9 protein-coding genes are annotated in these 12,960 nt (G+C 57.0%); 8 read left to right on the forward strand and 1 reads right to left on the reverse strand.

Features of this window, described 5'->3' with window-relative positions:
• Positions 1 to 299: 299 nt before the first annotated feature.
• Positions 300 to 491: a hypothetical protein gene (locus KDX37_RS05030; protein WP_231651586.1), complete on the reverse strand. Its 192-nt coding sequence runs from the start codon at positions 489 to 491 to the stop codon at positions 300 to 302.
• Between the two features lie 281 nt (positions 492 to 772).
• Between KDX37_RS05030 and KDX37_RS05035 the strand changes: the two genes are divergently transcribed.
• From KDX37_RS05035 to KDX37_RS05070, 8 genes are all read left to right on the forward strand, one after another.
• Positions 773 to 1,513 (forward strand): flagellar basal body rod protein FlgF, encoded by a 741-nt coding sequence (locus tag KDX37_RS05035; RefSeq protein ID WP_231651587.1) that lies wholly within the window; start codon positions 773 to 775, stop codon positions 1,511 to 1,513.
• 47 nt (positions 1,514 to 1,560) lie between these two features.
• Positions 1,561 to 2,349, forward strand: coding sequence for a flagellar basal-body rod protein FlgG (gene flgG / locus KDX37_RS05040; RefSeq protein ID WP_231651588.1), 789 nt, complete (start codon positions 1,561 to 1,563; stop codon positions 2,347 to 2,349).
• 84 nt (positions 2,350 to 2,433) lie between these two features.
• Positions 2,434 to 3,150, forward strand: a complete 717-nt coding sequence (flgH, locus tag KDX37_RS05045; protein WP_231651589.1) for a flagellar basal body L-ring protein FlgH — start codon at positions 2,434 to 2,436, stop codon at positions 3,148 to 3,150.
• Positions 3,151 to 3,163: 13 nt separating this feature from the next.
• Entirely contained in the window at positions 3,164 to 4,273 is a 1,110-nt protein-coding gene (locus tag KDX37_RS05050) for a flagellar basal body P-ring protein FlgI (RefSeq protein ID WP_231651590.1), read from the forward strand.
• Between the two features lie 10 nt (positions 4,274 to 4,283).
• Entirely contained in the window at positions 4,284 to 5,513 is a 1,230-nt protein-coding gene (flgJ, locus tag KDX37_RS05055; protein ID WP_231651591.1) for a flagellar assembly peptidoglycan hydrolase FlgJ, read from the forward strand.
• 10 nt (positions 5,514 to 5,523) lie between these two features.
• A complete protein-coding gene (flgK, locus tag KDX37_RS05060) occupies positions 5,524 to 7,560 on the forward strand; it encodes a flagellar hook-associated protein FlgK (protein WP_231651592.1) in 2,037 nt (678 codons plus the stop codon).
• Positions 7,561 to 7,573: 13 nt separating this feature from the next.
• The gene (locus tag KDX37_RS05065) at positions 7,574 to 9,202 is read left to right on the forward strand and encodes a flagellar hook-associated protein 3 (protein ID WP_231651593.1); all 1,629 of its coding nucleotides are present in this window, start codon (positions 7,574 to 7,576) and stop codon (positions 9,200 to 9,202) included.
• A gap of 109 nt (positions 9,203 to 9,311) precedes the next feature.
• Positions 9,312 to 12,908 (forward strand): glycosyltransferase, encoded by a 3,597-nt coding sequence (locus KDX37_RS05070; RefSeq protein ID WP_231651594.1) that lies wholly within the window; start codon positions 9,312 to 9,314, stop codon positions 12,906 to 12,908.
• Positions 12,909 to 12,960 lie beyond the last annotated feature (52 nt).

Raw genomic sequence — 12,960 nt, forward strand, 5'->3', positions numbered from 1 at the left:
TGACCCCTGAGCAGCGGATCAAAGAGCTTGAAGAGCAGCTGGCGCTGAGTAACCAGAAGGCTCAGTTCTTCGAAGCTGTCGTCAATGTTTTAAAAAATGTCCCGTCCTGAATAAGGTTTACACCTTCTGACCTTTCCTCAGGAGGATTCAATGGACTCAGGCAAAAGGCGCAGCCAGGTCGATTACACGCCAACCTTTGAATATCAGCCGTAGATCAGATCTTCCAGGTTACCCTCTGGCTGACTTCAGCTCTTTTTAAAGCGATAGCACTTCTGCAGGCGCTGATGCAGTCGACCTGATCAGATTGAACAGTCGGATTTGACGAAGTGACCTTTCAATTGTGTCCAGCCCGGCCCTGGACTGGTCTGGGCGCAGACGATGCGATTGTCGCCCTGCCACTTGTAGTAATGAGCGGGCGCAGCTTCTGCCAGCAGGGTCAGGGCTGTCAGGCTGACGGTGACGATGCCGAAGAGGCAGTTGCGAACGGGCATGTGGATTCCCGATGGGGTAGGGGTGAACACCAGATTACCACTGCGCACCGATTGGCCAAACGTGGCAATGAAGTTTTTTTGGCGGTACTGACCAAGCAATTGGCCACAGGCGGCAGTCTGCCGCCGCTATCGCTTCATGCTTCGCCTGAAGGTCGCTGTGGTGACGCCGTTTTTACTGGTTAATCAAGCAGTTAAGTAGTTGTAGAGAAGTTGGTTCAAAAATTGCTTTGTCACTTGCAGAACAGCTACAGGCGGCAAGCGTCTGTCGGAGGAGGAAGACTGTGGACAAGTTGCTTTACGTCGCAATGAGCGGGGCGTCTGAAAACGCAATTGCGCAAAAGGCTCACGCCAACAACCTGGCGAACGTCTCTACCAACGGTTTCATGCGTGACCTGGAACAGGCCCGCTCGATGCCGGTGTTTGGTGAGGTCATGCCATCGCGTGCCTACGCCATGAGTGAGCGTCCGGGGACTGACTTTTCCGGTGGCACCATGGTCGAGACTGGCCGCGAACTGGACATTGCCATCAAGGGCAATGGCTGGATTGCTGTGCAGACCGCCGATGGTGGAGAGGCTTATACCCGCAGCTCCGGCATGAATATCGACGCATTGGGTGTGCTGCGCGACGGCAGTGGATTGCCGGTAATGGGCAACGGCGGTCCTATTGCCGTGCCGCCTCAGCAGCAGATCGAGATCGGTGCCGACGGCACCATCAGTATTCGTTCTCTGGGTGAAAGCCCGCAGGTGATGGCGCAGGTCGACCGGATCAAGCTGGTCAACCCTGATCTTAAAACATTGGAAAAAGGCCCTGATGGCCTGATTCACACCAAGAGCGGCCAGCCTGCACCGGTGGATGCCAATGTACAGGTCGAGTCCGGCTTCCTGCAGGCGAGCAACGTCAATGCGGTTGAAGAGATGACGTCGGTGCTGGCTTTGTCTCGCCAGTTCGAGCTGCACGTCAAGATGATGAAGACCGCCGAAGAAGACGATCAGTCGATGGCTCGCGTCTTGCAACTTGGCTAACCATTGACAGCTTGCGCCGACAATCCGGCGCTTGAGGAGAACACCTTATGCTACCTGCACTATACGTCGCGAAAACCGGTCTTGCCGCTCAGGACATCAACCTGACGACCATTTCCAACAACCTGGCGAACGTGTCGACCACTGGCTTCAAAAGCGATCGCGCCGAGTTCCAGGACTTGCTTTACCAGATCAAACGTCAGCCGGGTGCCCAGTCCACTCAGGACAGCGAGCTGCCTTCGGGTCTCCAGTTGGGTACTGGTGTGCGTATCGTCGGCACTCAGAAAAACTTCACCGCCGGTAGCCTGCAAACCACTAACAACCCGCTTGACCTTGCCGTCAATGGTCGCGGTTTCTTTCAGGTAACCCAGCCGGACGGCACCATCGCCTACAGCCGCGACGGTACTTTCCACCTGGACGCCAACGGCCAGATCGTCACTTCCAACGGCTACGCTCTGGAGCCTGCGATTGTCGTGCCTCAGAACGCCCAGACCTTCACGGTCGGTCAGGATGGTACGGTGTCGGTCACGCTGGCGGGCGCAACTGCGACGCCGCAGATCATCGGTAATATTCAGACGGCCGACTTCATCAACCCGGCTGGCCTGCAGGCCATCGGCGGCAACCTTTATCTGGAAACCGGTTCCAGCGGTGCACCGCAGATCGGTACGCCTGGCCTGAACGGTCTCGGCCCAACCCTGCAGAACACCCTGGAAAACTCCAACGTCAGCACGGTTGAAGAGCTGGTCAACATGATCACCACTCAGCGCGCTTACGAGATGAACTCCAAGGTGATCTCGACGGCCGACCAGATGCTGCAGAACCTGACTCAGAACCTGTAAGACCCTGACGTATTTGCTGCTGTACAAGCTCAATCCGATGCGGCGCCTGATAAGCGTCTGTTACACCGCGAGGTTGCAAGTGTCATGAAACATCCAAGTGTTGTTCCGCGTTGTTCAGTGTTGATCGCTTCATTGTGCGGGATCGCTTTGCTGTCGGGCTGCGTGGCGCCCGCCGCGAAGCCTAATGACCCTTACTATGCTCCGGTGTTGCCGCGTACTCCCATGTCGGCCGCGTCCAACAATGGCGCGATCTATCAGGCGGGTTTCGAGCAGAACCTGTACGGCGACCGCAAAGCGTTCCGGGTGGGCGACATCATTACCATCACGCTTTCCGAGCGTATGGCGGCCAGCAAGGCTGCGACCTCGGCGGTCAGCAAAAACAGCACCAACAGCATCGGCCTGACTTCTCTGTTCGGATCCGGGTTGACCACCAACAACCCTATTGGCAGCAATGACCTGAGCCTGAATGCCGGTTACAACGGTGCCCGTTCCACCAATGGTGATGGCAAGGCAGCGCAGAGCAACAGCCTGACCGGTTCGGTGACGGTGACGGTGGCGGATGTGTTGCCCAACGGCATTCTGTCGGTGCGCGGCGAGAAGTGGATGACCCTCAACACCGGTGACGAGCTGGTGCGCATAGCAGGTCTGATCCGCGCCGACGACATCGCGACAGACAACACCGTGTCGTCCACACGTATCGCCGATGCACGCATCACTTATTCGGGGACCGGATCGTTTGCCGATTCCAGCCAGCCAGGCTGGTTCGACCGATTCTTCCTCAGCCCGTTGTTCCCTTTCTGATAGCGGGATAGACATGATCAAGCTCAAGCAACTGATAGCGGCGACCTTGTTGTTGTCCACGGCATTCGGCGCTCACGCCGAGCGCCTGAAGGACATCGCCAGCATCTCCGGCGTGCGGGCCAACCAGTTGATCGGTTACGGTCTGGTGGTGGGTCTCAATGGTACGGGTGACCAGACCACACAGACGCCGTTCACCCTGCAGACGTTCAACAACATGCTCTCGCAGTTCGGCATCAAGGTGCCTGCCGGGTCGGGCACTGTGCAGTTGAAAAACGTCGCGGCGGTTGCGGTGTATGCTGACCTGCCAGCCTTTGCCAAGCCTGGTCAGACCGTCGATATCACTGTTTCGTCGATCGGTAACTCCAAAAGCTTGCGCGGCGGTGCGCTGTTGATGACACCGATGAAAGGTGTCGATGGCAACGTCTACGCCATCGCTCAGGGCAACCTGGTCGTAGGCGGTTTCGATGCCGAAGGTCGTGACGGTTCCAAGATCACTGTCAACGTGCCGTCCTCGGGTCGTATTCCTGGCGGTGCGTCGGTCGAGCGTTCGGTGCCGAGCGGTTTCAATCAGGGCAACACACTGACCTTGAACCTCAACCGTTCCGACTTCACCACCGCCAAGCGCGTGGTGGACAAGATCAACGATCTGCTCGGCCCTGGCGTTGCTCAGGCGATCGATGGTGGATCGGTGCGTGTGACTGCGCCGCTTGATCCGGGCCAGCGTGTCGACTACCTGTCGATCCTGGAAAACCTGGAAGTCGACCCGGGCCAGACCGCTGCCAAGGTCATCATCAATTCGCGTACTGGCACTATTGTCATTGGCCAGAACGTCAAGGTATCGCCCGCTGCTGTTACCCACGGCAGCCTGACGGTGACCATCACCGAAGACCCGATCGTCAGTCAGCCCGGCGCGTTGTCCGGTGGCCAGACCGCTGTGGTGCCGCGCTCGCGCGTCAACGCTCAACAGGAGCTGCACCCGATGTTCAAGTTTGGCCCTGGCACCACGCTGGATGAGATAGTCCGTGCGGTCAATCAGGTGGGCGCTGCGCCCGGTGACCTGATGGCCATTCTCGAAGCCTTGAAGCAGGCCGGCGCGTTGCAAGCCGACTTGATCGTGATCTGAGGATTCGAGCATGGATATGCCCAAGAGCGGAATTTCCACGACGGTCGACTCGGGTGCCTATACCGACGTCAATCGTCTGGCTGCGTTGAAACATGGCGACAAGGACAGCCAGGGCAACTTGAAGAAAGTTGCCCAGGAATTCGAATCGCTGTTCGTCAGCCAGATGCTCAAGGCCATGCGTTCGGCCAACGAAGTGCTGGCCAAGGACAACCCGATGAATACCGCCGCCACGCGGCAGTATCAGGACATGTATGACCAGCAACTGGCCGTGACCCTGTCGACCCGCGGCAACGGTATCGGTTTGCAGGACGTGCTGATGCGTCAGCTCTCCAAGGACAAGGGCGTGCAGCACACTGCAACGCCTGATGCGGCTGCTACGGATGGTGCACCGGCAAAAACCGGTCTGGCCACCAGTGTCTATCAGCGTCCTTTGTGGGCGACGCGTTCGGCTGCAGCTGATCAGGCTGCCGCCGCTGCGTCGGCATCCGGCGAAGGCCGCAACGACATGGCGTTGCTTAACTCACGACGTCTGTCGCTGCCGACCAAACTGACCGACCGGCTGTTGGCGGGCATCGTGCCGTCCGCCACGGCAGGTGTTGCCAACAGTCCTGCGCCTGGCCGTGTTGCATCGGCGGCCAAAGGCGGCAATGGCGACTGGACGCTCGACCCGAACCTGGCGCCTGCACCGGAATACGTTCGCACCATGGCTCAGCCGCCTCTGGCGCCGGCCAAGCGTGCGTTCAGCAATGCTGACCAATTTGTCGAGACCATGTTGCCGCTGGCCAAGGAAGCCGCGTCACGCATTGGCGTCGACCCGGTCATGCTGGTGGCGCAGGCAGCACTGGAAACCGGCTGGGGCAAATCCATCATGCGTCAGCAGGATGGCAGCAGTAGCCACAACCTGTTCGGCATCAAGGCTGCGGGCAGTTGGAAAGGGCCAGAGGCCCGTGCGATCACCAGCGAGTTCCGCGACGGCAAGATGGTCAAGGAAACGGCAGATTTCCGTTCCTACACGTCCTACGCCGACAGTTTCCATGACCTTGTCAGCCTGTTGCAGAACAACAATCGTTATAAAGAAGTGGTCAATTCGGCCGATAACCCGGAACAGTTTGTAAAAGAGTTGCAGAAGGCCGGCTACGCAACAGACCCGGACTATGCCAGCAAGATTTCGCAGATAGCGAAGCAGATGAAGAGTTACCAGACCTACGCCGCCGCAACGGGCTCTTCCACGACTTTATAAGGTTTTGATCATGTCGCTGATTTCAATTGGGCTCTCAGGGCTGAACGCAAGTAGTGCTGCCATCAGCACCATCGGTAATAACACGGCGAACGTGGACACCGCTGGCTACTCGCGTCAGCAAGTGTTGACCACAGCTTCAGCGCAGCAGAACCTGGGCGGCGGCTACGTCGGAACAGGCACGACGCTGTCCGACGTGCGTCGTATTTACAACAGCTTCCTGGACAGCCAGCTGCAAACCAGCACGTCACTCAGTTCGGAGGCCGCATCGTATTCGGGGCAGGCGTCGAAGACCGATAAGTTGCTGTCTGACTCTTCCACTGGCGTTTCTGCGGCACTGGCCCAGTTCTTCACCCTTATGCAGGGTGTCTCGACGGCGGCCACCAACTCCAATGCTCGTCAGTTGTTTCTCAGCCAGGCGTCGGCGTTGACCTCACGGTTCAACTCGGTTTCTTCGCAGCTGACCTCTCAGAATTCGTCAGTTAACAGTCAGTTGATGACCATGACCTCTCAGGTCAACAAGCTGTCGTCATCCATTGCTTCGCTCAACCAGCAGATCACGTCGTCAACAGCGACCGGGGCAACGCCCAATACGTTGCTTGATTCGCGCAGTGAGGCAGTGCGTCAGCTGAACGAGTTGGTGGGGGCCAAAGTTGTTGAGAGCAACGGCAACTTTGATGTCTACATCGGCACCGGCCAATCATTGGTCAGCGGCAGCAGGGCTTACTCTCTCAGTGCTTCGCCAAGCAGTGAGGATCCGCTGCAATACAATGTGAAGCTCGAATACGCGCTCACCACTACCGATGTCAGCTCTGCTCTGTCGGGTGGCAGCATCGGTGGCCTGTTGAATTATCGCAAAGAAGTACTGACGCCATCGATCAATGAGATCGGTCGGGTTGCGATGGTTCTGTCCGATCAGGTAAACGCTCAGATGAATCAGGGTATCGATGCCAATGGCGCATTCGGCACCAACCTGTTCAGCAGCATCAATGACCCAGGTCAGATCAGTCAGCGCAGTATTGGTAACGCAAGCAACACAGGGTCCGGCAACTTCAATGTCACGATCACCGACTCAAGCAAGCTGACTGCCAGTGACTATGAAGTGGCTGTCGACAAGACCAACCCCAATCTTTTCAAGCTTCGTAGTCTGCCTGAGGGGCGCGAAGTGGGTTCAGGCGATTTTACGGTTGCGTCCTCGCTGACCTTTGCTGATCTGGGTTTCAAGATCAGTCCTACTGGTACCGCTGGTGCGGGTGACAGCTTTAAATTGACGCCGACCCGTAATGCGGCTGCGGCCCTTTCTACCGTGATCACGGACCCGCGCAGCGTCGCTGCAGCGGCTCCTCTGACGGCATCTGCCAGTGCAAGCAACACCGGCACCGGCAAGTTCACTCAGCCCGAGATTATTACTCAGGCCAACATTTACGATACCGCATCGACCCAGGCGCTGCAGGGCGCAATCAAGGACTCCACGCCGCTGAAGTTATCGTTTGGAGCGGTGAGTGGCGGGTCGCAGAGTTATCAGTTGCTTGATGCCAAGGGCAATGCCGTGATGAAGGCAGACGGGGTGACTCCCGTGACCGGTTCCATCGTGCCGGGCCAGAGTAACCAGTTGAACCTTGAGGTAGGCTACGGCAGTGGTCAAGCGTATACCGTACAGATGACGATCTCCGGGGCGCCCAGCAACAAGGACGCCTATAACATTGATCTGACGGGCGCGGGCTCGTCGGACAATCGCAATGCCATTGCTGCGCTGAGTCTGCAGACGAAGCAGACGGTCGGTGTGAACGGATCGGCTGGGCAGAGCATGTCTGGCGCTTATGGGTCACTGGTGTCTACTGTCGGTTCTTTCGCCGCGCAGGGCATTACCGATACAACAGCGACCAGCGCATTGTTGACGCAGTCCAAGAACGCTCGCGACGCGGTGTCTGGCGTCTCCCTGGATGAAGAGGCCGCCAACCTGATCAAGTATCAGCAGTATTACACGGCGTCTTCGCAAATCATCAAGGCGGCGCAAACCATTTTCAGCACGCTGATCAACAGTCTTTAAGGAGTCGTAACCCATGCGTATCTCAACTGCTCAGTTTTACGAAACCAGTACTGCGAACTATCAGCGTACGTATGCCAACGTCGTCAAGACGGGTGAAGAAGTATCCAGTCAGGTCAAACTCAACACGGCTGCCGATGATCCGGTGGGGGCTGCGCGCGTACTGCAGCTGGCTCAGCAGAACTCCATGCTGACCCAGTACTCGAGCAACATAAACGTGATTGATACCAGCGCCACCAAGGCCGAGACGGCACTGGACAGCATCAAGAATGCATTGCAGACGGTCTCGGAGTTGGTGCTCAAGGCCGGTAACGGCACGTATACCGACAACGATCGTAAATCGACCGCTCAGGAACTGGAAGCATTGCAGTCTCAGATCCTGGGGCTTATGAATACTCAGGATGCCAATGGCGAGTACCTGTTTTCCGGATCGAAGACCAAGGTTGCGCCTTACACGCAGAACCCTGACGGGACCTATGCATACAACGGGGATCAGACCTCGATCAATCTGGCGGTGGGTGACGGTCTCAGTATCGCCAGTAACACCACCGGTTGGGACGCCTTCGAAACCGCGGTCAACACCGCGCGTACGTCTGTTGCTCCGACGCCGTTCACGCCGCCTGCACCTGCCGCTCCCATAGCCACTCCTGATGACGGCAAGATCAATCTGTCTGGCGGTATTGTCAGTTCCAACGCCAAATACAGCACTGAGTTTCTGGACGGGCAGCCTTACAAGATCAATTTTCTGAGCAGCACCGCGTACACGATTACCGACAAGAACAACGCAGACGTCACCATTGATACGGGGAGCACGGGCGCTTTTTCGTCTGCCGACGCCAGCGGTCAGACGATCAACTTTCGCGGTGTGAATCTGACGCTTAACGTCAATCTCTCGGCCGCCGAACGTGCTTCAACAACCACTGCCGATAATGCACTTAAAAACCGCAGTTATGCGTTGACGTCCACGACTGACAATATCAGCACCACGTCGAGTACCGGCAACACGGGCACTGCCGTTATTGTGGGCGCTACGGTGGGCAGTTCTGCAACTGATATAAATAACTACAACAACACATTCCCGGCCGGGGGTGCGATTCTCAAGTTCACCACTGCGACAGACTACTCGTTGTACGCGTCGCCGCTGACCAGTTCCAGCCAGCCGGTATCCAGTGGTACGTTCACTCCGCCGAGCACAACGCTGAGCGTTTCCGGAATCCAGTTCTCGATTACGGGCACTCCTGATTCCAATGACCAATTCGTGGTCAAGGGCGGCACCCAGCAAACCCAGAATGTGCTTAACACCTTGTCGTCGGTGATCTCTGCGCTTAAAACGCCTGCGGACGGCAGTCCGCTTGCTACTCAGAAACTTCAAGCCATACTGGATGGCGCCCTGGGCAACATTCAGAGCGGCACCGAGCAGGTTTCCGGTGCTATTTCTGCAGGTGGTGCGCGACAGGCCAGTGCGACCGCGCAAGGCACGACCAACAGCCTTCTGCAAAGCAACAACAAGCTCGAACAGGGCGCTATTGTCGATGCTGATCCCGTCGATGCGATTGGTCGCCTGACCATGCAGCAAACCATGCTGACGGCTTCCCAGCTGGTGTTCACCAAGACATCGCAATTGAATCTGTTCAGCAGGCTGTAAGCGTAACGCCGCAGGTATGTATTGCAGTGCCGAGCATCAACCGTATTTTTTCAGCGGTTAAAGGGCTTGTTGAGAAAGGCAGCAGGCCCGCCGCTCGTGAGTATGTCCAGTGAATTCAGCTCCTCTTGTCAGCATCGCCATCCCCGCGTACACCCCACGCTTTTTTCACGCTGCTCTGTCCAGCGCACTCAGCCAGACCTATTCGAATCTTGAGGTCATTGTCTGCGACGACAGTCGCGGTAGTGAGATAAAAACCATTGTTGATGCTTGCCAGCAAGCAACGGACATCAGCATCCGCTACGTGCGTAATGCCGAACACCTTGGCATGGTTGGCAACCTGCATGCCTGCCTGAACGAGGCTAAAGGCGAGTTCATAAAGTTTCTCTGTGATGACGACCTTTTGTTCCCCGCCTGTATCGCCGTGCAGGCCGCTGCCCTCGTTGACTATCCGGACGCCAGTCTGGTGTCGGCGCAGCGCATGCTTTGGGATGCAGACGATCTGCATTTGCCGAAGCGGCTCGAAAACAGCCCACTCGCTCCTGGCAGCTCGATTTTCAAGGGCGATGATCTTCTGGCGATTCTGGAAGGTTTTCCAGTCAATTTTCTGGGTGGATTCAGCAGCGTTCTGTTTCGAGGCGCCGACATTCAAGAGCTGATGCCTGCTTTGACTCAGCCCGGCCACTGCTTTGTGGCAAGTCTGGATCTCGCTCTTCAGGTCTGTCTGCTGCGTCGCGGCAATCTGGTGCTTTCCAATGACGTTCTAGGCGTGGAACGTCTGCATCCCAATCGTCTGAGCGGTCGTCAGTCCATGAAGGACTCGCTGTTGGAAGAGCGCAAGTGGCTTCGACAGATGATCAAAGGCCGCGCGGGTGAGTCGGCCCCTGCATTCGGTTGGGTTCGTTATCTACCGCTGAATCGTGCGGGCAAGGAACCAAGGATCTGGGAAGAGCTGCCGTTGAGCAGGTCCATGGGCACGCAGCAGAGCACACTGCCCTGGAATGTCGGGGTCAATGCGCAAAACTTTTCCGAGCTTTATGCCGAGTGGCTCTCTTGCCGCAAGCTTTCTGAATCAGCTCACACGCTTTTACCGGACACGCTTGATGGCTGGTCATGGCGTCCGAAGATTGTCCCGGTGGTCATTGATGATCAGCCGAGCGGTGCTGGTCTGATGCTCACGCTCGATAGCCTTGATCAGCAAGTTTATCCGCCGCATCTCGTGGTGGTGCTTTCTGCGCGCTGTACAGAGACAGCCCTGGATCAAAATACGTTGCGAATGCCCCTTCAGGAGGATTGGTCAGCGCAGCTTAATGAAATTATTGGCCAGTTGGACGGTGCCGACTGGCTGCACTTGCTGCGGGCAGGCGATCGCTTGTCCGACACAGCGATGCTGATAGTGGCTGAGCGGGTTGTGGCGCATCCTGACGCGATGTGCATTTACAGCGATGAGGGTGGTCTGCGTGACGGCGAATCAGTCGAGCCAGTATTCAAGCCTGACTTCAACCTGGACATGATGCGCAGCTATGTTTATGTGGGGCGCAACCTGGCGTTTGATCGTGAGCGGTTACTGGCGGTGGGCGGTTTCGACTCGTCTTTCGGAGAGCTGTCCCCTCACGATGCGCTTTGGCGTCTGGTCGAGGAGCATGGTACGCAGGTTGTCGAGCACGTCAGCGAGATTCTGGTTGAGTCGTCCCAGGGCTTGATCAAATGGCTGGCTCTGCCGCAGGTCGTCGAGCAAAACAGGGCGGTGCTGGTGGCACATCTTCAGCGTTTGGGGGTGGCTCATGAGCTGCGCCAAGACCCTGCTCAGTTGATAAATCGCGTTGATTACCTGCATGCTCAACGTCCGCTGGTGTCGATTATCATCGCCTGCAAGGATCAGATGGCCGCCTTGCAGCGTTGTGCAGAAAGTCTGTTGGAGAAAACCGCCTACAGTGAATACGAATTGCTGCTGGTCGACAACGGCAGCGAGCAGCCGGATATCCTTGCCTGGCTGGACGGCATGGCGCAATTGGGCAGTGACAGGTTGCGTGTGTTGCGTTATCCCTCTCAGGGGAATATCGCGGCGCTGCGCAATTTTGCTGCGCTGCAGGCACGTGGTGATTACCTTTTGTTCCTCAGCCCTATGGCAGTCGTAACCACGCCAGACTGGCTCGATGAGCTGCTCAACCATGGGCAGCGACCGGAAGTCGCTGTGGTGGGTGCGAAATTATTCGACCCAAGCGGAAACCTGGCCAGCGCGGGCCTGATCCTTGGTCTTCAAGGGCCTGCAGGCGCTGCGTTCATCGGAGCTCCCGGGCAGTCGGCAGGCTACATGTCTCGTCTTCAAATCGTCCAGAATCTCAGTGCGGTCGGAGCCGAGTGCATGCTGATCCGCAAGGCTGTGTTTGATGAGCTTGGTGGCCTGGATGAACAGAGTTACGAGCAGACGCTTGGCGAAGTGGATCTATGCCTGCGCATTGGCCAGCAAGGATATCTGGTGGTCTGGACGCCTCACGCCCGGCTGGCGTTGGGTAATCGACAGCCGCAGGTCATCGACTCTGTCGCGCAGACACAGCAGGCACTTGAGCAAAAGAACTTTTATCAGCGTTGGCTGCCCGTGGTCGCGCGTGACCCAGCCTATAACGTTAACCTGACCCTGAATGCCATTGGTGGGGGCAGTTATTGTCTTGATCCTGGGCTGAAGACTGGCTGGCGTCCATTTTTGCTCAAGCAACTGCCGGTTATTGCCGCCTTGCCCATCAACGCTTCTGCGGTGGGACACTATCGCGTGAACCAACCGCTGGCTGAGCTGCAGGCAGCGGGCAGGGTGACGGGAGGGACCTATTATTCGACGCCTTCGATCATCGAATTCGAGCGCTTGAACCCTGACGTGATCATCCTGCAGTTGCGCTACAGTCAGGGACAGATCAATGAGATGGAGTCGATTAAAAATTACCTGAAGGCGCGTCGGGTTTTCGAGATCGACGACTACGTGATCGAGGCGACCAAAAAGAACCTGCATACCCGTAACAAGGCTGGCCCAGAGGAAACGGAACGTTTGCTTCGAAAGGCCGTTGGTCTGTGTGATCGCGTGGTTGCTTCAACTCACGCGTTGGCAGAAACGCTAGCGAGCATGCACGATGATATTCGTGTGGTGCCCAATATGCTGGCTACGCATTTGTGGAGTGATTTGCACAGTCGACGCAGGGTCTCTGCGAAACCTCGGGTTGGCTGGGGTGGTGGCACCAGCCACAGTGGTGATCTGGAAATCATTGCCGATGTCGTCCGAGAGCTTGCCAATGAAGTCGAGTGGGTTTTCTTCGGTATGTGTCCCGAAGAGCTGCGTCCCTACATTCATGAGTTCCACGGCATCATCGATATGGAAGTCTACCCGGCAAAACTGGCCAGCCTGAACCTTGATCTTGCGCTGGCACCGCTGGAATTCCATATTTTCAACGACTGCAAAAGCAATTTGCGATTGTTGGAATACGGCGCTTGTGGATACCCGGTGGTATGTAGTGATACGCGTGCCTATCGCGGTTACCTGCCGTGTACCCGGGTGGTGACCAATAGCACCCAGGAGTGGTTGGAGGCCATACGCATGCATCTGGCAGACCCGGACGCCAGCTACCGCATGGGCGATCAATTACGAGAAATCGTGCTGCGCGATTTCATTCTGCGTGGCGATAATCTGGAAAACTGGATCAACGGCTGGCTCGCTGACTGATCCGAGTGTCGAAACAGTTGAAGCCAGCTCGCGCAACGCAAGCTGGCGCGCT

Origin of the sequence: Pseudomonas californiensis (assembly GCF_021147775.1) — a bacterium.
GTDB classification, from domain to species: domain Bacteria; phylum Pseudomonadota; class Gammaproteobacteria; order Pseudomonadales; family Pseudomonadaceae; genus Aquipseudomonas; species Aquipseudomonas californiensis.

Excerpts from the sequence above, each read along its gene's own strand:
- KDX37_RS05030 (WP_231651586.1), bottom strand. The coding sequence starts at position 491 with ATGCCCGTTCGCAACTGCCTCTTCGGCATCGTCACCGTCAGCCTGACA.
- flgG (WP_231651588.1), top strand. The coding sequence starts at position 1,561 with ATGCTACCTGCACTATACGTCGCGAAAACCGGTCTTGCCGCTCAGGAC.
- flgH (WP_231651589.1), top strand. The coding sequence starts at position 2,434 with ATGAAACATCCAAGTGTTGTTCCGCGTTGTTCAGTGTTGATCGCTTCA.
- KDX37_RS05050 (WP_231651590.1), top strand. The coding sequence starts at position 3,164 with ATGATCAAGCTCAAGCAACTGATAGCGGCGACCTTGTTGTTGTCCACG.
- flgJ (WP_231651591.1), top strand. The coding sequence starts at position 4,284 with ATGGATATGCCCAAGAGCGGAATTTCCACGACGGTCGACTCGGGTGCC.
- flgK (WP_231651592.1), top strand. The coding sequence starts at position 5,524 with ATGTCGCTGATTTCAATTGGGCTCTCAGGGCTGAACGCAAGTAGTGCT.
- KDX37_RS05065 (WP_231651593.1), top strand. The coding sequence starts at position 7,574 with ATGCGTATCTCAACTGCTCAGTTTTACGAAACCAGTACTGCGAACTAT.